Source organism: Paenibacillus sp. LjRoot153 (assembly GCF_964253085.1).
Taxonomy (GTDB): domain Bacteria; phylum Bacillota; class Bacilli; order Paenibacillales; family NBRC-103111; genus Paenibacillus_E.
The window spans coordinates 6428339-6449260 of sequence record NZ_CAXUQH020000001.1; the positions used below are offsets into that span (position 1 = coordinate 6428339).

The 20922-nt window shown below is 40.1% G+C and carries 16 protein-coding genes; all 16 read right to left on the minus strand.

Annotation, left to right across the window (positions count from 1 at the left end; genetic code table 11):
- Window positions 1–5 precede the first annotated feature (5 nt).
- The 16 genes from ACSQ8P_RS27705 to ACSQ8P_RS27780 all read right to left on the minus strand — a co-directional run bounded on the left by ACSQ8P_RS27705 (window position 6) and on the right by ACSQ8P_RS27780 (window position 20913).
- Complete coding sequence (locus ACSQ8P_RS27705; RefSeq protein WP_436238142.1) at window positions 6–1181, minus strand: glycosyltransferase; 1176 nt, start codon at window positions 1179–1181, stop codon at window positions 6–8.
- 170 nt (window positions 1182–1351) lie between these two features.
- Window positions 1352–2800: a lipopolysaccharide biosynthesis protein gene (locus tag ACSQ8P_RS27710; RefSeq protein WP_436238143.1), complete on the minus strand. Its 1449-nt coding sequence runs from the start codon at window positions 2798–2800 to the stop codon at window positions 1352–1354.
- A gap of 32 nt (window positions 2801–2832) precedes the next feature.
- Entirely contained in the window at window positions 2833–3828 is a 996-nt protein-coding gene (gene gmd, locus ACSQ8P_RS27715; protein WP_436238144.1) for a GDP-mannose 4,6-dehydratase, read from the minus strand.
- Between the two features lie 57 nt (window positions 3829–3885).
- Window positions 3886–4815 (minus strand): GDP-L-fucose synthase, encoded by a 930-nt coding sequence (gene fcl, locus ACSQ8P_RS27720; RefSeq protein WP_436238145.1) that lies wholly within the window; start codon window positions 4813–4815, stop codon window positions 3886–3888.
- Window positions 4816–4837: 22 nt separating this feature from the next.
- Entirely contained in the window at window positions 4838–5488 is a 651-nt protein-coding gene (locus tag ACSQ8P_RS27725; protein WP_436239618.1) for a sugar transferase, read from the minus strand.
- Window positions 5489–6381: 893 nt separating this feature from the next.
- Window positions 6382–7257, minus strand: coding sequence for a UTP--glucose-1-phosphate uridylyltransferase GalU (gene galU / locus ACSQ8P_RS27730; protein WP_436238146.1), 876 nt, complete (start codon window positions 7255–7257; stop codon window positions 6382–6384).
- A 507-nt stretch (window positions 7258–7764) separates the two neighbouring features.
- Window positions 7765–8454, minus strand: a complete 690-nt coding sequence (locus ACSQ8P_RS27735; protein WP_436238147.1) for a CpsD/CapB family tyrosine-protein kinase — start codon at window positions 8452–8454, stop codon at window positions 7765–7767.
- On the minus strand, window positions 8435–9190 hold the full coding sequence (locus ACSQ8P_RS27740; RefSeq protein WP_436238148.1) for a YveK family protein: 756 nt from the start codon (window positions 9188–9190) through the stop codon (window positions 8435–8437). Before ACSQ8P_RS27740 ends, ACSQ8P_RS27735 begins: the two co-directional genes overlap by 20 nt.
- 122 nt (window positions 9191–9312) lie before the next feature.
- Window positions 9313–11757 (minus strand): S-layer homology domain-containing protein, encoded by a 2445-nt coding sequence (locus ACSQ8P_RS27745; protein WP_436238149.1) that lies wholly within the window; start codon window positions 11755–11757, stop codon window positions 9313–9315.
- Between the two features lie 41 nt (window positions 11758–11798).
- Window positions 11799–12569, minus strand: coding sequence for a tyrosine-protein phosphatase (locus ACSQ8P_RS27750; protein ID WP_436238150.1), 771 nt, complete (start codon window positions 12567–12569; stop codon window positions 11799–11801).
- A 453-nt stretch (window positions 12570–13022) separates the two neighbouring features.
- The gene (locus ACSQ8P_RS27755) at window positions 13023–13346 is read right to left on the minus strand and encodes a hypothetical protein (protein ID WP_436238151.1); all 324 of its coding nucleotides are present in this window, start codon (window positions 13344–13346) and stop codon (window positions 13023–13025) included.
- Complete coding sequence (locus tag ACSQ8P_RS27760; protein ID WP_436238152.1) at window positions 13318–13539, minus strand: hypothetical protein; 222 nt, start codon at window positions 13537–13539, stop codon at window positions 13318–13320. The genes ACSQ8P_RS27755 and ACSQ8P_RS27760 overlap by 29 nt, the downstream gene beginning before the upstream one ends.
- A gap of 149 nt (window positions 13540–13688) precedes the next feature.
- Window positions 13689–15584, minus strand: a complete 1896-nt coding sequence (locus ACSQ8P_RS27765; RefSeq protein ID WP_056624593.1) for a PrkA family serine protein kinase — start codon at window positions 15582–15584, stop codon at window positions 13689–13691.
- Between the two features lie 177 nt (window positions 15585–15761).
- Complete coding sequence (locus ACSQ8P_RS27770) at window positions 15762–18050, minus strand: glycoside hydrolase family 95 protein (RefSeq protein ID WP_436238153.1); 2289 nt, start codon at window positions 18048–18050, stop codon at window positions 15762–15764.
- 11 nt (window positions 18051–18061) lie between these two features.
- On the minus strand, window positions 18062–19897 hold the full coding sequence (locus tag ACSQ8P_RS27775; protein ID WP_436238154.1) for a cache domain-containing sensor histidine kinase: 1836 nt from the start codon (window positions 19895–19897) through the stop codon (window positions 18062–18064).
- Window positions 19894–20913: a response regulator transcription factor gene (locus ACSQ8P_RS27780; protein ID WP_436238155.1), complete on the minus strand. Its 1020-nt coding sequence runs from the start codon at window positions 20911–20913 to the stop codon at window positions 19894–19896. The genes ACSQ8P_RS27775 and ACSQ8P_RS27780 overlap by 4 nt, the downstream gene beginning before the upstream one ends.
- Between the last annotated feature and the right edge of the window lie 9 nt (window positions 20914–20922).

A 20922-nucleotide genomic window follows, 5' to 3' on the forward strand; every position in this document is an offset into this window, starting at 1 on the left:
GTTTCTCATCCTTTAATATGAAGTACATCTTGTAGTGTCTTCTTTAATTGCTTGGAATAATTGGATATATTAAATATGTCTTTCGCGTAGTTATAAACTTTAACATGCTCATCAGCTATTATTTCATCTGGTAATCTAGAACAATCCTTAATAAAATCCTTTAAGTATTCTACTCTATAATCATGAAGATAAAATCCACTGTCGATTAGATCAATTCCAGTTTCTTTGGTAATAATCGGTATTAATCCATGATTCATACAAGTTAATACTGAAGTAGCCATACCTTCAGAGCATGAGGGTAATATCACAAAACTACATGTATTAATCAGTTCTAAAAAAGCATCTGACTGAATATTAACAAATCCTAAATCTATGATGTTATGACCTTTTAAATTAATGAATCTCTTCTCATTTTCATGCAATCCGCCAATATACAAATTGCAATCAGGAATCTCTCTAAAAGCTTCAACTATAACATCAAGCCCCTTGTGTATTGCACCACTTGATCCAAACCATAGAAAATTTTTTTTGGTAGAGTTATAATTTCTTTCCCCATTAATATATTTTCTATTTCTCATTCCTGTAGGTGTAATAGTAAAAATATCTTTTGTATAATTAAATTGACGATATGTTTGTAATGTAAATTTATTTCCAATTAATATCCCTATATCTGCAATATTAATGTAATCGTTCTTTAAATATGCATTTGATCTTACATGTTTTAATCTTTTTTTATTTCGCTCATAATAGTAATCCATTCTTTCTGTTTCTTGTTTTAAAGAAAATTCAGGGTGTGACTCTGTGAGGTATATAATTTTTTTTGCATCTAGATTTTGTTTAGATATTTCATAGAAGGGTCTTCCTAAACCAAATACAACATCGTATTTCCGATTAATAATTGAATTCAGACCCTTATGATCTTCGCAATGGATCAAATCTATTATATAGTCCATTTCAATAAAACAACGGATAATCTGTGAACATTCCGCAATATTTGTGTGTGTATACCAAGTATTTTGATCTCTACTAATTGGATCTGTTATATAGGAAATCAAAACCCTCTTCTGATTTAATAAAGTTTCATCGAGATTAATATTTTGGAATAAATAATATTTTTTAACATATTTCATCAGTATTCTTGTTAAATTTATTGGTAAATACCTCTTAATAATTTTTTTCATTATAACCCCTAACCATCTAGAATAATGATCTCATATTGATAAAAGGAATTTTGAGGTTTAACATTTATTTTCATTTTAATTATTCATATATACTCTTGAGATAATAACATATGCCGTTTATTGCATAAGCATATAAACGGCATAATATCTAAGCTTAATTAACTACATATTTATGTCTTCCTAATCAATAAATTTATACATTCTTTTATAAATGATTTCTCTTTAACTGCAAGTAACATAATGAAACAACTAGCACCGCAAACGACTAATATTATTAGTGTAGATAAACCAGATAAAAAGAGCCCATTTTTTATTAGAGTAAGTAAAATTACCATACCTAAAGTAGAAATAACTATCCAACTAATATTTCTAACTACTGGTTTTAAATCAATGTCAAAATATCGTTTACCAAGAACTATATTAATTGGGATTACTAATAGTACAATAAAAATACGAGTCCATAAAACGGCTTGCATTCCGTAATCTTGAATCAAAAAGAGAGTAGGTAAATACAAAATTATACGAAAAATCATAAGTTTAGTATTAATATCTGCTCGGCCTATGGCCCTATATGCTTCTTCATTCGCTCCTACAATCCATGATATTCCGTTTGCTAAACCCAAGAACGCAATTACTTGGGAAACACCAGTCCAATTTTCACCAAAAACAACAAATGATATATTATCCGCAGTTAAAAATAATCCTGCACCTATTGGAATTGAAATCAGAGAGGCAAATTTGCTAACTTTATGCAATTTTTCTTTAAATTCTTCTGGATTATCTTGTAAGCGTGAAAACATACTAAATAACACTGGTAAAATCGGACTTAAAAGAAGTCCAAAAATCATTGATACAAAAGTATTTCCAGTACGATATACACCCAAATCATGAGTATTAAAATAAGTACCTACGACAAAAGAATCAATCCAAGAAAAAAACCAGGTTAACAGTCCTTCTAACGTTATCCAAATTCCATAATTAGTCAAATGCTTTAACAATTTCGTTTCAAACCTTAACTTTGGCTTCCAAGAACTCAAGTTCCACATGATAATACTTTGTAATACCGAACCCACTAAAGTTCCATAAACTAGAGACCAGTATCCCATACCAAACAATGATAAAGAGAGTGAGACTATACCAGGAATAATTATACTTACAATTCGAATAATAGTTAATGGTTTATAATTAAACTCACGTTGAAATATTGCACTTTGTATAGAACTAAACGAAGAAAATACCACTTGAATACCTTGCATACGAAGTACATCTTTTATCCTATAATCATGAAACCATTGAGAAAATAAATCGGCTGAAAAAAAGATAAAAATATAGATAACAATCCCTAATATGATATTCACCCAAAATATCACATTAGCAATTTTATCAATTCCTTCCTCAGACTTATACTGTATTATTATACGACTAAAACCAGTATCCCAAAAAATTTGAGAAAAAGTTATTACCATCGCAGCAATTGACACAACCCCATAGTCCTCAGGTGTTAGTATCCTAGCAAGTATTACAAAAATTAGAGGGGTAAATGCTTTGGTTCCTAGTTCTGATAGCATCGACCATTTGGAAGCAGCAATAACTTTTGATCCTAAAGAACTTTTACCCATTATCGAGTAGACTCCATCTTAAGTACCTTTTTTTAGAAATCTCTTAAAATTATATTATTACTTTCCATTTCTGCCTTAACTCTTTTTATATCTGCATCAACCATCATCTTGACTAGACCTTCAAAAGTCACTTCTAACTCCCAACCAAGTTTATCCTTGGCTTTTTTACAATCTCCTAAGAGCAAATCAACTTCTGCAGGTCTAGCAAATTTAGGATCAATTACAACATGGTCTTCATAATTTAATCCGACATAAGAGAATGCAATCTCTAATAATCTTCTTACTGTATGTGTTTCTCCAGTTGAAATTACGTAATCATCTGGAACTTCTTGCTGTAGCATTAACCACATTGCCTTTACATAATCACCAGCAAACCCCCAATCTCGTTTTGCATCCAGATTCCCCATTCGCAACTCTTTTTGAATCCCTAATTTTATTCTAGCCACTGCATCGGATACTTTGCGTGTAACAAACTCAAGCCCCCTACGCGGAGATTCATGATTAAACAATATCCCTGAGCAAGCAAACATGTTAAAACTTTCTCGATAGTTTACTGTAATCCAATGACCATATACCTTAGCTACACCATAGGGACTACGAGGATAAAAAGGAGTTGTTTCTCGTTGAGGTACTTCAACAACTTTCCCAAACATTTCACTGCTAGAGGCCTGATAAAATCGCGCATTGGGTTTGATTATACGTACTGCTTCTAGCATATTGGTTACACCAAGGCCTGTAATTTGTCCCGTTGCTAAAGGTTGTGGCCAAGATGTTGCTACAAACGATTGAGCTGCTAAATTATAGACCTCATCAGGTTTTGAAATGGTTACTGCATGCACTAAAGAAGCTAGATCCGTTAAATCACCATCTATCCACTCAATATCATCTTTAATTTGTTCTACATTAATATAATTTGGAGTACTAGTACGTCGTCTTAAAGCGTACACTTTGTAGCCCTTTTTAAGTAAAAACTCTGCTAAATAGGATCCATCTTGTCCAGTAACACCAGTAATTAATGCGTTTTTCATGTTCCCTCCACTAATTAAATTCCATTTTTCAAAAAATTAATATTATATAGTTGGATTTTAGAGTTGGTTATCCATAAACCATTTATACGCCTGCTTTATACCCTGTTCTAAAGAAGTTTCTGCTTTCCAGCCTAATTTATTTAACTTGGTTACGTCAACTAGCTTCCTTGGTGTTCCATCAGGTTTCGATGAATCAAACCTTATAGCGCCTTTAAAACCAACTATATCTTTTATTAACCTCGCTAAATCTCCGATAGAAATATCTTCACCTACACCTATGTTTACAATTTCATTTTCTTCATAATGATTCATTATGAAAACGCAGGCATCTGCTAATTCATCCACATAGAGAAATTCTCGTTTTGGATTACCAGTTCCCCATACTTCTACAAAAGATGATTCATTTTCTTTCGCTTCATGAAACTTGCGAATCAATGCTGGCATAACGTGTGATGTCTCTAAATCAAAATTATCATATGGTCCATATAGGTTAGTAGGCATTACCGATATATATTTTGTACCATACTGTCGATTATAGGATTGGCACATTTTTATACCTGCAATCTTAGCGATTGCATACGGTTCGTTGGTTGGTTCTAATTCACCAGTCAATAAGTACTCTTCTTTCATCGGTTGCGGAGCAAATTTCGGGTAAATACATGTGCTACCTAAAAACAATAACTTTTTGACTCCAAACTTATAAGAGGCATCTATAATATTATTTTGTATCATCAAATTATCACGTATGAAATCAGCAGGGTATGTATTATTTGCAATAATCCCTCCAACTTTTGCAGCAGCCAAAAAAACAAACTCTGGTTCTTCAGATTTAAAAAACTCTAATACTTCTTGTTGATTTCTTAAATCCATTTCTGAACTTGCCCGATATAATAAATTAGAATAACCTTGATTTTCAAGGTTTCTTAATATAGCCGAACCAACTAATCCCCTATGACCAGCAATAAATATTTTCTCTTGTTTCTCCATTAGTTTCACCCTTGCTTATTTTCTAGTAAGCATTTTTCCCAAATAATACACTGAACGTTTTAAGGATTATCTTGACATCCCAATAGACTGTTCTTGATTTAATATACTTCAAATCAAGTTCTACCATTTCAGTAAAACTGAGACTATTCCTACCACTAACTTGCCATAATCCAGTACATCCAGGGGTAACTAGCAACCTCTGTTTATCATAGCTTGTATACTCAGCAACCTCACGGGGTAGGGGGGGTCTCGGGCCTACTAAACTCATTTCACCTTTCAATACATTCAATAATTGAGGAAGCTCATCAATACTTGTTTTTCTAATAAAACGTCCAATCTTAGTTATGCGAGGATCCTTCTTCATTTTAAACATAGCACCTTTAATTTCATTTTCCTCTAAAAGTTCTTTTAACAATTCCTCTGCATTAGAAACCATAGAACGAAATTTATACATATTAAAATCTTCTTCATATTTCCCTACTCTGACTTGTTTAAAGAATACAGGTCCACTAGGATCTTCAAGTTTAATTATTAATGCTACCAATACAAATACAGGTGAGAGAATAAATAATCCACATAATGATCCCGTTATATCTATTAACCTTTTTATTAGTAAATAACTTCTATTATCGGAGACACTAAAATGATTCGAACTTTCTTCTTTGATCAGCATATTTAAACCACTACCCGTATTATACGATGACATGTAATCTCTCCCCATAATCACTGAGAATGTTTTACTAAATTCACTAACGTTGAATAAAACTTATTAGGTACAGTAGTCGGAAAACTCCGAACAATCTTTTTTGAATCATTTCGCCAAATAATCGATCTTATCTACAGGTAGCCTGTTCATTTGGTGATTTATGTAATAATTAGCCATCGATTACGTCAACTAATCTTATTAACTTTGCTTTGTCTTCCTGCAGTTGATTAACTTGACATGAAATGAATCTGTACCATCCAATTCAATGCAAAATAACATAACAAGACCTTCAGCCAGCGATAAAGACCTAGAAGACTTTGTTTGGTGCCCGCAGCCATCTTAATGAGCACAAGCAGGCAAAGCCAATAAGCGCCAGCCATACCTGGTTCATAACCACCGCTTGTTCACTTGTTCCGTGAAAATTTTTAATCCGAACTAGTTGCCTCTTCCATTTAAAGAAGGTCTCTATCGCAATCGCTATCTGTAAATCTGACTGATTTCATACACACTCAAATCAAACCTGTTGGTTAGAATGGTAACTTGCTTGACTTCGGAATCAACGGTGTGGATGAGACGCAACACGTTTTTTTCGTTCGGGCAACAAAGAGAGCGCCGCGATCACAATATTCGTCGAACCTGGCGTAGTCGATGTAACCTCAGTCGTACACATAAGTGAGACCGACTTCATCGACTAACGCATCCAACTGACCCCGGTCATATTCTTAGCTGGCATCAGGATAATCTTCTCAGGCACAACAGTCTCATCGTTCATGTACACCAGCTTTTGTGCCATTTACGGTAGTAAAACGGAAAATAATGAAGATTCAGAGAAAATTGATTTAAAACTAGAGGAACTAAATTTATGATTTTTGATATTTTAGTAATTCTTCTAGGTATTCTAATACGGAATATCTTAAATCTTCCTTCATTAAGGCGAACTCAATTGTTGTCTTAATAAAGCCAAATTTCTCACCAACATCATAGCGTGTACCTTCAAAATCATAGGAATATACGCCTTCGATTTCATTTAGCTTTTGAATAGCATCTGTTAGTTGAATTTCTCCCCCTGCTCCTTTTTCCTGTCTGTCAAGGAATTCAAAGATTTGAGGAGTAAGAATATACCGTCCCATTATTGCTAAATTGGAGGGAGCTTCTCCTTTCTTAGGTTTCTCAACGAGATTTCTAACTTTATATAGTCGACCGTAATTTTCATATGGATCGATAATTCCATAGCGATTGGTTTCATTATCCGGGACAGTTTGAACCCCAATAACAGAAGCTTGTACCTCTTCATATCGATTCATAAGTTGCTTTAAGCAAGGGGTATCAGCTTGAACAATATCATCTCCCAATAATACTGCAAATGGCTCGTCCCCGATAAACTTTCGAGCGCACCACACTGCATGCCCTAATCCCTTAGGTTCCTTTTGACGAATATAATGAATATCAACACTTGATGTGCGTTTAACTACCTCTAAAAGTTCAAGTTTTTGATTCTCTAAAAGATTTTGTTCCAACTCAAAATGATTGTCAAAATGATCTTCTATAGCTCTTTTTCCTTTTCCCGTAACAATGATAATATCTTCTATACCGGATTCCACTGCTTCTTCCACTATGTATTGAATGGTTGGCTTATCTACAATCGGCAGCATTTCTTTCGGCATAGCTTTAGTAGCAGGCAAAAATCTTGTCCCTAAACCAGCTGCAGGAATAATCGCTTTTCTTACTTTTTTCATTACTTACTCTCCCTTGATAGCCTAATTAACATCTGCCACACCAAATCAACATTTGGTTTGTTTTTATTTTTACATCATATGAGCTCATTTTAATAAAAGACTCATTTCAAAATTCGTGATATTAACTGATTAAAATTTTCAAATCAGCCCATTATTTTGAATAAGCTCATACTGGAAAACATGAAAAGCTTAATTAATGGGCATCTAACGCTCCATCACATCAATCCATCAATCGACAAAAAATGTCTAAGGTGACCACCAACAGCTTGACTGAGTACCTACAGTGATACAGGTTTAGTAGACATTACCTTGAGAGATAATCATAGTTATAGCTAAGTATACTGTGATTTCGATATTGCCCCTTGTTCACAAAACTACTAATTCGGTGCCACATACTCACTCGATGCAAATTTCGAATAATAAATTCAGCAATTGTCTTTTTTGCGCCTGTAATGCTTGTATTACCGAATAAGTAGTCGTTAATGTTCTATGTCTCTGTGGATCTTCTTATTGATTTTCACCGTAGTAATAGTAATAGTAAGCATCTTTATTATTACGATCTACATTATTGAGAACAACACCGAGTATTCTTGCACGTACGTTATCCATGTTCTGCTTCGCTTTGAGCACTACTTCTCTTTTCGTCTTGTCTGAATTAACAACAATTATGACACCATCTGAGCGAGTAGCTATGATCTGAGCATCAGTTACGGCAATTGCCGGGGGAGCATCGATAAGAATAATATCGAATTGCTGCTTTAACTCATCGAGTACACTCAACATCTTTTTGGAAGAGAGAATTTCAGATGGGTTAGGTGGAATCGGTCCCGAAGTGATAATTTGCAAATTGGGAACAAATGAGCTCTGCAATACGTCAGCAATTGTAAGTTGATTCGTTAATAGATTAGTTAGACCCGAGCGATTAGATACATGTAAAGCATGGTGCATGGTAGGTTTCCTCAGATCCCCATCAATAACTAATACTTTCTTGTCCGTTTGCGCATAGGCGACTGCTAGGTTGATCAACGTCGTTGATTTCCCTTCCCCGGGCCCTGCCGATGTCACCATAATAACTCTCAACTCTTCATCGATTGAAGAAAATTGGATGTTCGTTCTCAGCGTCCGATATGCCTCAGAAATTGGAGATTTGGGATTCTGATGTGTAATAATAGGTCTCTTATTGACTGAGTTTAACATTTGATTGTTCCCCTACCCTTTGTTCTTTCTGTTGCTTGCTATGATGTTGAAAATCTTCTGGTTTCATCTTCATGATCATGGTTAAGGTCGGTAAACCTAGGTACTGTTCGACTTCTTCCTCAGTCTTTAATTTATCATTTAGATACTCCAGCAAAAATGCAATTCCTAATGCAATCATGAGAGACACAACGAAACTGACGGCAACATTTAGCGTTTTATTCGGTTTAACAGGGACTGGAAGTTCGATATCCTTGGCCTCATTCAATAAGGAGATATTATCCACTTTCATAATCTTGGGGATCTCACTTTGGAAGACAATAGACACGGCATTCACAATGCTCGCTGCTCGCTCATACGAGGGATCTTGTACGACAAGGGTCATAACTTGTGTATTGTTAACCGAGCTGACTTTGACCGTATTGACTAATTGCTCGGCACTAATTTTCAATTCTGGGTAATCTGCAACAACTTTATCCATGATTCTTGGCGTCTTGATGATCTCTTTGTAAGTGTCAATTAATCTGATGTTCAAGTTAACCGAATTGATATCCACTTGACTTACGCCCACTTGGTCATTTGATTTATTGACAATAAGTTTTGTTGAAGCTTCATACACGGGCTGCATAAAAAAGTAACTGATAATTCCTGTTGTCACTGTCGCCAGTACAACAATTGCGATAATCATCCACACCCTTTTTTGCAATATTTTCAAGTAATCCTTTAATTCGAGTTCCATTACTTTCCCTCCGCAGCTATGATGTCGAATATCGTCATCGATTGTTTAATTGTTCATCTTAGACAATACAAGGAATCCCCCCCTTATGAAGAGAGGAGGATTCCTCCTAATTTAAATCTATATTATTTATTCAATAAGCGATAAATCACAACAGCTGCTTGAGCGCGAGTGGAGTTAGCATTAGGATTGAAAAGATTGCCATCTTCACCAACGATGATACCTTCGCTTGCTGCGAGAGCAACACCATTTTTCAATGAAGAATTAATTGTATCTACATCTTTGAAGCCTTTAAGAACATCATCAATCTTACTTACTTCAAGGGATGCACCTTTAAGCGCCAATGCTCTTGAAGACATAACTGCCATCTCAGCACGTGTAATTTGTCCATTCGGATCAAATTTGTCATCGGACTTCCCGTTAACGATTCCGCTTTTCACAGCTGCTGCTACATAGGATTTGAACCAATCCGAATCATTGACGTCGCTGAAGCTTTCTGTTGCACTTGCATTTTCCAAGTTGAACGTTTTAACAATCAATTTAGCAAATTCAGCGCGTGTTACTAATCCATTCGGTTCGAAGACTTGATCAGCTCGACCTTCAAGAATACCTTTCGCCGCTGCTACTTCGATCTGTCTTCCAGCCCATGCTTTAACAGAAGCTGTATCGCTGAAGGATACTTTGTTTTCAACAACGGTGTAAGTTGAGAAGGAGTTACGAACACCATTCAACACACCATCTTCGAATTTACCACCGTAGAACTCTAATTTTCCGTCAACAATTTTGGCAAGTGTAAGTAACTCTGTATCGAAGTTTTTGCCGTTTGGAACTGGGATGCTTACTTCAACAGGTGTATCGAAGCTTTCAACTTTGTTACCACCCGAAGTGAACTCAAATTCATATACCCCCGATGCTACAGCAAGTGTAGTTACGCTCGTTGCAACTGTTGCATCTTGACTTGTTACTTTAAGTGTTGCATCAGCACCAAATTCAGCTGGATCTACAGCAAGTGTAAGCCCATTTAAGCCAACTGCAATTTTATCAACGCCAGCGGCAATTGCAGCGGCAAGCAAATCTTTCGGGAACGGAATTTCTGTTGATTTCGCACTGATTGTGCCAAAGTTGAGTGTAAGTGTAACTTCTTCTGTTTTTGCATTTGGATTCAATGCTTTCAATTTATCGTTAAGTAATTTAGCCTGTGCTGCGATATCTTTAACTTTGCTAACTAATCCAGCAACATCAAGCTTCGGTTTAGCAGTTCCATTTTCTACAGTAACTAATGAAGCAAGATCCAGGGTAGACAGTTTTGCGATTGCTTCATTGACTTTCTCTTGAGCTTCTTTGAGAATCGCATCTTTCTTCTCTGCAGATGCTCCAGCGATGTCTTTGAAAAGATCCGTAATTTCTGAGATTGCTTTGTCAGCATCGCTTTGAACGCCGCCAGGGCCGCCGCTAGGACCACCTGTAGATGTCTGTGTTAATGTTAGTGGGCTGGAGATGTATAGAAGAAGTCCAAATTTATTGTCACGTGCTTGAATAATACCTGATCCCGTAGTTGATCCACTGTTAAGTGAGAGTACAGCACTAGCACCACTACTCATGGAAACGTTTGTTCCACTTTGCAACGTCCAAGTAACATAGTTATTGACCGATTGTGTGAAAACTTTAAGTCCTGGTTGTAGGGAAGTCGTTGTACTAGATACGGGTACAGGCTGAATCTCACCTGCAAGCAGGTATCTTACTCCGGCAGATTCGATGGCAGATCTAGCTGCTTTAGCTTTTAGACCGGCTGGTGCGTCTACTCGTGCAATTTCATTAGCTACATTGTTTTGGAAAGCATTCAGATCGCCTAAGGTTATGTCATAGAGATTTAAGAAGTTGCTAATCAAAAGAGCAGGATTCGTCTTATCAACAGCCTGATTCAACACTTTATTCGCAACGATATTATTTACTGCATCTTTGATAACTTGTGAATTGCTGCCGTCGCTTAGAAATGCAGTAGCGATTGCTATTTTAAGCGCTGTTTTGCTATCCGTTTGTTGCAAGGCTGCAAGAGCAGCTTGTTGGAAATCAATGACTTTCTGTTTAGTTAATCCTTGCGGATCATCAATTCCAGGCAAACCTACTTTTAGAAACAAATCATTAATAACAGTTCTATTAGCAGGAGCATTAATTAATTCATCAACCATTGCGCCTGACTCGTCATAGAACAACTCTAATCCATTGAAAAGTGTAAATACTGGATTTAAATTAATTGGAGTCGTTGATTTCGCACTAATTTTCGTCCAAATATTTCCAAGAAGCTCTATCTTCTTAGCATCATTAAATGTTGTCGTATCGGTATTATTCTTAATATAATCTCTAGTCGCTCTTACATCAGCAATTCCTTGTGTATCTCTTGCAAGTTCGGTGCGTAGGCCATTCAATTGATCTTGAACAGTTGCTGCAGATGCCACACCGGCTGTAACTCCTAATTTGCTAGCCAAACCTTTCTCGCTTAATGGAAGTCCTGCAATGGATGCAAACAGCATACTTGCCGCTAGCGTTGTTACGGTTAATTTCTTTTTCATCGTCATGCTAACTTTCACCTCTTCAAATTAGTTGTCTTGCTTTATTTAGATTTCCAAAACTGAAACCATTTCGGCTTCATCCAGACAGGGAATTGCGTTTCGATAGATAGGTTATGTATAACCCTGTTGGCATTGTTTTGAAAGGTAATCACATATGGATCGCCTAGCTCCGTTCGCAAAACATCATAGGCTTCGGAAAGAGCGAACCCTCTATTCGTCGTGTTGTGTGCATCTGACGATACAAAGTGGGCGAGGTTATTCCTACATAGATCCAACGTAAATGACTGTATGGATTTACCAAAATGACTTAGCAACGAATGAGCTGTTACTTGTGTCAGAGCCCCGAGTTGCACTAACTCGAGTAGTTTCATCGGATTAGCGATGATCTCACGATTACGCTCAGGATGTGCAATAATCGGCACTAGCTTCATAAGTTGTAATTCATACACAATTTCATTTATACCTTTAGGTATTTGGTCAGACGGGAATTCCAATAGTATGTAACGAGAACCACCTAAGGTGGTTGAACGTTTTGTTTCCACATCTTCAATTAAATCTCGGTACACTCGGATCTCTTGACCAGCATGTATGTGTAGAGGGATATTCCTTCTATTCAGTTCCTCTTGAAACGCTTTAACCTGCAGCTCTACGCTGCCTGCGTCATTCGTAAATCTACCATTCTCATGATGTGGGGTGGCAATAACCGTATGTATACCCTGTTCCACAGCTTCCCTTGCCATAAGAACAGCTTGCTCCAAATTAGATGCCCCGTCATCTAAATCTGGTAGTATATGACTATGTATTTCAATCATTCTGAAACCCCAATCACTCGGACTACTTTGTAATATTGCGACAAAAAATAAGTAATTTCGGCAATTTACCGCACTAAAGCCTTACGAAAGTATAGCATAAATGTCATTTCTTGCCTACCTCTAAAACTAGGAAAATAGCACTACATCATCTTTTTTGTGGAATTTTTATGAAAATTACATCTTTGTAATTGTTCCGAATTTTTATACAATTCATGACTAAAGTTACGACTCATTTCGTATATTTATATTTACTACCAAGACCCCCTCTAGTTCGACATTATACGACAAAAAACGCGTGATTTCGACAAGGATTTTCAAGTAGAATAGCCGGTTGAATTTTCTGTAAATTGTAGCATACAGTTTAATCAGTCTTTTTTCTAGAAAAGAAGCCTCCTATGCACTTTTTCTACAAATGAGGCTAGAACGAATTCGTCTTTATTACTATAATCCCGATTATTTCTTGAATTTCATCAAATCGCACAGCCCTACGAAGAAAACAACAATGGTAGTGAGTACGATTAGTCTGAAATCCCAAGCATTCGGAAACTCATTCATTTTGGTATCTGTCACACGTAGAATGAGAACAAAAAACAATAAAACCAAATCGAAAAACATGCAATAAGCCATTCTTGCTGAGAGTTTATGAAGTGGGAGTTTGTCCATCATTTTGCCGAATCCAAATAAATCACTCCACTTCCCGGATTCAGACTTCGACTTCTGGGGGGTTTTGTCAATATCCTCTTGTTTATCAGCGATCGGCTTTGGCTCGGTTGTCATTTTCCGTGCCAACTCCTTGCATTGACTCGACGGCATCCTGCCACATCAGAACGGCCCCTACGAAGCTTACACCTGCAATGAAAATCCCCCCCAATGGTGACAATAGCTTCAATTCCAATGTCAAGATAATCGATAGAAAGCTTACTACGATTAAAATACAAGCGCCTGTTATTTTTATTGAGTTCCCTGCCATGATCTTCTACACCTCCTCTATTATGAAGCTAAAGTAGTATATGAGAGATTAATAGATTACGTGTTAGGCAACAATCGGCATCCTCAGCACAGGAAAAAAGACCTAAGGGGTCGTCACCCACTCAGGTCTTTGGCTTCAAGCATGTTAGCCTATCTATTCAATAAGCTTCCTACATACCGCAGTAATTCATTCGCACAAACCGGGCAATATCCGTGCTCATCGATGAGCTGCTTCGTCACATCATTAATTTTCTTCAGCTGCTTCTCATCTGGCGTTTTCGTTGAGGTCGTAATCTTCACGATGTCCTTCAGATCAGCGAATAGCTTCTTCTCAATCGCCTCACGCAGCCGTTCGTGACTGCTATAGTCGAATCTTCTGCCTTTGCGTGAGTAAGAGGAGATACGGATTAATATTTCTTCGCGGAATGCTTTTTTCGCATTCTCCGAAATACCAATTTGCTCTTCAATGGAACGCATGAGGCGCTCATCTGGATCCATCTCCTCACCGGTCAACGGATCCTTAATTTTCCCCCAGTTGCAATAAGCCTCAATATTATCCAAGTAGTTATCGAAAATGGTTCTAGCCGACTCCTCGAAGGAGTAGACGAACGCTTTCTGCACTTCTTTCTTGGCAATATCGTCGTATTCCTTACGGGCAACCGAGATGAAATTGAGGAATCGCTCCCGCTCATCCTTAGTAATCGATGGATGCTGATCCAGACCGTCTTTCAAAGCTCGCAGCACATCTAGGGCATTAATACACTGGAGATCCTGGCGGATCAAGGCACTAGAGATTCGGTTAATAACATAACGCGGATCAATTCCACTCATGCCTTCTTCTTGATATTCATTTTGCATTTCCTTCAGATCTGCCTCTTTGTAGCCCTCGACAACTTCACCGTCGTACATCCGCATTTTCTTGATCAAATCCATACCTTGCTTCTTCGTTTCCTTCAAACGCGTGAGAATCGAGAAGATCGCGGCCACACGAAGTGCATGCGGTGCAATATGGATGTGTGACATATCGCTCTGTCCAATAAGTTTGTAGTAAATTTTCTCTTCATCGGATACACGCAAATTATAAGGGATCGGCATAACAATCATACGAGACTGCAAGGCCTCATTTTTCTTATTCGCGATAAAAGACTTATACTCTGTTTCATTCGTGTGCGCGATGATTAACTCATCCGCACTAATTAGGGCGAAGCGACCCGCTTTGAAATTCCCCTCTTGCGTAAGTGAAAGTAGATTCCAGAGGAATTTCTCATCACATTTCAGCATTTCCTGGAACTCCATGATCCCCCTGTTCGCCTTATTCAGTTCGCCATCGAAGCGATAAGCCCGCGGATCCGACTCAGAACCAAACTCTGTAATCGTTGAAAAGTCAATGCTTCCCGTTAGGTCCGCGATATCCTGCGATTTGGGATCGGAAGGACTGAAGGTACCAATCCCCACCCGGCCTTCTTCGGAGACAAAAACACGCTCCACATGCACATCTTCAATACAACCATTGTACTCCGTTTTCAAACGCATTTGGCACGATGGGCATAAGCTGCCTTCGATTTTCACATTCAACTCGCGCTCAATCTCTGGTCGCAGCTCCATCGGAATTAAATGAAGCGGCTCTTCGTGCATCGGACACCCTTTGATCGCATAGACTGCCCCTAAATCCGTTTTGGCGAACTGCTCTAATCCGCGTTTCAGCATGGTCACAATTGTGGATTTCCCACCGCTTACAGGACCCATTAGCAACAAAATACGTTTACGAACATCCAATCGACGGGCTGCGGAATGGAAATATTCTTCCACTAGCTTCTCAACGGCACGATCCAGGCCAAAGATCTCTTGGTTGAAAAATTTGTAAGATTTGTGGCCAACTTGATCGTTGATCCCTTGCGAAGCAATCATGTCATAGACCCTTGAATGCGCAGTTCTCGCGAGTCCAGGATTACTGCGAAGCAATTCTATGTACTCCGCGAACGTACCGGTCCAGCTCAATGAATCCTTCTCCGTACGATGCTCTGAAATTCTTTTGAATATGTCCATGGGTACCTCCTTTCACTGCTGCCTTTACTGGCAATAGGTCAGCTCGTGATGGTGAATTGTGTACTACAATCCTATGCACCCAAGAAGGATAACTTGCCCGAAATTTTAAAATGTCACGGATTTCTCTCTTATCGATTTATGAAAATGGAAATGACTAGGATATCAAATCAATGTTCCCTATTTTCTGAAAATGTCATACCTGCAGCCCGCTTCAACACGAAATTCGATAACCGAATGATCCCTGTTCACAAGTATGTCCTCTCCTCCACAGCGTACCAGAACTGCTTCGCGAGTACGGACTCTGCATGAGCCAGACTCGGCTGAACGGATAACCGCTTCCGATAATTGGCCATCGGACCACGTAAGATCAATCACATATCCATTACGTCCTCTCAGGCCGCTCACAGCCCCCTGTCGCCACGCAGAAGGAAGAGCTGGCAGCAAAGATAGCTCACCGGCATGTGACTGCAGCAGCATCTCCACGATACCAGCTGTCGCTCCGAAATTGCCGTCAATCTGAAAGGGGGGATGCGCATCAAAGAGGTTGGGATACGTTGATTTCCGCAGCATATGACTCAGATGCGCATGCGACTGTTCACCATCTTCAAGTCTCGCATACATATTGACTATCCAGGCGCTGCTCCAGCCCGTATGCCCGCCTCCATTTTCCAATCTGCGCTGAAGGGTCGCTGCTGCGGCCTTGGCCAATTCCGGCGTGCGGTGCGGGCTTATTTGCGTTCCCGGATGCAGGGCAAACAACTGTGAAATATGACGATGACCAGGATCCTCCTCCGCATAGTCCTCCAACCATTCCATGATCTGACCGTGTCTGCCAATCTGAGGCTTAGGCAGCCGTTCTAGAAGCGCTTTGAGCTGATCTCGCAGCTCACGATCCACCTGTAGCTGATCGATGCTCTGGATACATGCTGTGAACAACTCATGGATGATCTGCGAATCCATAGCAGGCCCCATAGTCAATGCCCCTCTAGTTCCATCCACCAATACATACAGGTTTTCTGGTGAGACAGAGGGGCCTGTCACAAGCTGCCCATTCGGCGATTCCACCAAATAATCGGAGAAAAAAGCCGCGGCTTCCTTCAAGATCGGATAGGCTCTCCCCCGTAAAAAATCCTTATCTGCCGTAAACAGAAATTGTTCCCAAAGATGCAAGCTCAGCCATGCTGCTCCCATTGGCCAAATCACACAAGTCGGAAACAAGCCCTCTGGTCGTGTTTCTCCCCATAGGTTTGTGTTGTGGTGAGCGACAAAGCCGGAGCATCCGTACAGCTCCCTTGCTGTTTGCCGACCGCTAACTTGCATGCGTTCTATGTGATCAAACAGAGGTTCATGACACTCGGATAGTCCGCATACCTCCGCTGGCCAATAATTCATTTGCGTATTGATATTAATCGTGTATTTGGACTCCCATGGCGGAGTAAAGCTGTCATTCCATATGCCCTGAAGATTGGCTGGTAAGCATCCAGGGCGGGAGCTGGCGATAAGCAAATACCGGCCGTAGTGAAAGTAAAGCTCCGTCAATCCAATGTCCCCATTCGAATGTGACTCTTGCAGCAGCTTTAATCGCTCATCGGTTGCCAAGTCATCTAACGGATCATGTTCCGTCAGTTGCAAACTTACCCGGTCGTACAACGTTTGATAATCGTGGATATGCCGGCTCTCCAGTTCTTCCGCATTAAACTGCCCCGCGGCCTCGATATGCAGCTGACATGCAGCTAATGGATCCGACTCTCGAAATGTGCTGGCTGCGGCAAGCAGCAGCGTCACGGAACTAGCCCCTTCCACAGACAGGAAATCGCCAATGACGGAGACACTACCATCCTCAGCTTTCGCCTTCAACACACAGGCATATTCGACACCGTGTTTCCCGCATTCGCCGCTCATCCAGATGCTGTCAGCCGATAACTTGCCCGTTTCCCCCTCGTAAGGTCTGCGATTGAGATTTGCCGAGAAATTCAGCTGCCCTGGCTGATCACACGTAAGTCGCATGACGATCACTTGATCGGGATAGCTGGCATACATCGTACGATGATAGGTGACTCCGCCTGCCTTATAGCTCGTCCGAGCTATGGCATTCTTGACATCCAACTCTCGCCGATATCCTTCAACTTCACCCTTGTGACCATGAAAATAAAGCCGCAGGTCTCCCAAAGGTTGATAGGGATTATAATATTTAGGCGTGGAGAAAAGAGCCAAACGCGTCAATCGCGTGGCCTCCTCCACCTTCCCGCCAAATAACAGTTCCCGAATTTGTGCCAAATAACGAGGCCCATCAGGGTTCAGTCCATCCTTAGGACCTCCGTACCAGATGGAATCTTCATTGAGCTGAATTCGTTCCTCCTGGACATGACCGAAGATCATCCCGCCCAACCGACCGTTCCCGATCGGAAGCGCCTCCACCCACTCCTTAGCAGGTTGCAGATACCACAGTTTCTCACGATTATTCAAGAATACGCCCCCTATCCAACATTTGGTTTATCACCCTGTTTAGACGATGCTGGCATCACCATGATCATTTTGGTACCCTGCTCAGCCACACTTTCAATCCTTAAGCCGTAGCTCTCCCCATAGACCATTTGAATACGGCGATGGACGTTCAGCACGCCAATGCCGCCCTTTTTGCCCGCTTCATCCGTTTCCGCATCAGCCAGCCGGTTGGCGCTCAATTTCTCTTGGAGCTGTGCTAATTTTGCCTCCGTCATCCCTGAACCATTATCCTCAACACTGATCCAGAAAATCCCGTCAACAATGCCTCCGTCAATGCGAACGAAGTGATAATCTTCCAACCCATCTGGAAAGGCATGCTGGAACACATTTTCGACTAAAGGCTGGAGGGTCAAACGAACCATGACATGAAGCAGGTACTCCGGCTTTATTGCAACATCAATCTCGAATTCGCGTCCAATTCTATGCTTCAGAACAACAATATAATACAAAACATGCTTCAATTCGTTCGCTACCGTTATTTCCTCAAGATTGGTTTGAACCGAGTATCGCAGCATGTAGGCCAAAGCCTTCACAATTTCCGATATCTCCTCTGATTCTTGGATCGTGGCATAGCAAACAATCGTCTCGAGTGTGTTGTACATAAAATGAGGATTGATCTGCAGCTGCAGAGATTGAAACTCCGCTTGCTGACGCTCCATCCGAATCTCAGAGTTGCTGATTTCAACCTGCACTACGCGGTCAACGGCTTCGGATAGCCGATTAACCATCAAATTGTAGCGCACCATGAGCTCAACGATCTCATCCTTGTGAGGGGGTAACGGAATCGTCGCCCAATTCCCTTTCTCCGTCTCTCTCATCCCATTTTTCAACACTTGAATCGGCTTCGTAATCGACTTGCCGAATCGGTATGCAAGTAAAATCGCCAGCACCAATGTAAATAAACCGACAATTAAGGTTGTCGAGCGAATGTTAGTCAATGGTTTACGCAGTTCATGCAGCGGCATAGATACGACAAGCTGCCAATCCGAATAATCGGACCTCCGACTCACATACATCCGTTCATCCCCCTCACTGCTGTCGATGAAGGAAGAAGTGCCTGCCTTTTCCATCTTCTCTACAAACTCATTTGGGACATCGGACCCTACTTTCTCCCCATCTGGATGATAGATGTATCGGCCTTTATTATCAATGATAAATAGGTACCCATATTTGCCTAAATCAATCCCTTTCCATAGGGCGGACAGATCAGCTGATCGCATCTCGATGGCGAGGATGCCACTCAATTCAGGTGAGGTGAATCCTCGAAAACGGCGAACTAACGTAAGCATTTGATTATTTTGACCTTCAATGATTGTATGGTTCAAAATACTTAATTTGCCATCAGCCGCTGTATTGGCAAGAAAATATTCGCGCTGCTTCCGCTTATCCTCCAAATTGAAAGATTGCTCGTTCACACCATTATAGTAATAAACCGCATTCAGCTTATCACTGAGCAAATAGACAGAAGCCAACTTCGGATTACGAATAAATAACGGATCGACACTTAGTTCGAGAATCGTTTTCCGAGCAATATAATAGTCATATTCCTCTCGATCGGCCTTCAAGTCAATAAACTCCATGACCTGTCTGTTCGTCAAAAGCGATACAATGGAGCGTTCATAATCTTTCAAATACAGATCGGTATGATGAACCGCATTTCCGACGATCTGGTTCATTTGATTCTCAACCATTTCCGTTAATTCACCGGAAGAAGTCATGTAGGAGAAAATACCAACACTGCTAAGTGAAAGAATGATAACGATCAAAAAATAAACAAATATCTTCTTCGTTAACCCTCTAATTTTCATTTGATACCAAGTCCTGCACGATATTCAGAAGGCGATACGCCTACAATTTTTTTAAAGGTTTTCGTAAAATGCGGGTAATCGTCGTACCCGACATCTGCAGCTACATCCACGATTCGAACATAAGGAATGGCCAACATTTCCTTCGCCTTCATCATTCTTTTGTTAATCCGATACTGAACAAAGGTCTCATGCGTGACTTTTTTAAAAAGCGAGCTGAAGTACGTCGGTGTCAATCCGACCATGGCAGCAACTTGATCTAACGAAATGTCTTCCGATAATCTGCTGTCAATATAACTTTTGGCCTCTTCCATCGGATCTTTGAAGCTTCCGGTTCGAACAGCTTGCAGTCCCTTGGCCATTTGAATCAAACCTCTATTAAACATGTCTAAGGCTTCCTTCACACTATCTGCCTTCCTATAGGCTTGCGTGATAGACGGTGAGTAGTTGCGGGCTTGGAAGCGCTTGACTAACAGGGCATGGCAATCATCCAATAGTTCTTTAAGTCCAGCCAGCGATACATTCACTGAGAGACAATAGTCTCGCCAACGATCGATTAAGCTGCCAAGCTCCTCCATTTGCAAAGCCCATATTTGCTGCTCCATTTGATCGATCCACTCAATGTAACGGGAGGGCGGCATGTAGCCGCGTGAAGACTCTTTAATTAACTGATTCAGCATGTCATGTACATCTGCTGTCGTGACTGGTTTCAACATATAATGACGAACACCATAATTCACACTTTTTTGCGCATATTCAAAATCACTGTATCCGGATATTACGACCGTTTTGATTTGCGGGAATTCCTCATGAATGATTCTGCAGAGCTCTAATCCGTCCATTTTCGGCATACGAACGTCTACCAGCACAAGATCAGGCTCGCAGGCACGAATTCGTTCTAACGCATCCAGGCCATTCTCAGCCGTCTGAATGCGTGAGAAAGCAGGTTGGTACATTTCCGCCATCTTTACGATCCCTCTGCGTATGACAGGTTCATCGTCGACAATTAATACATGCATGTCCAGTCC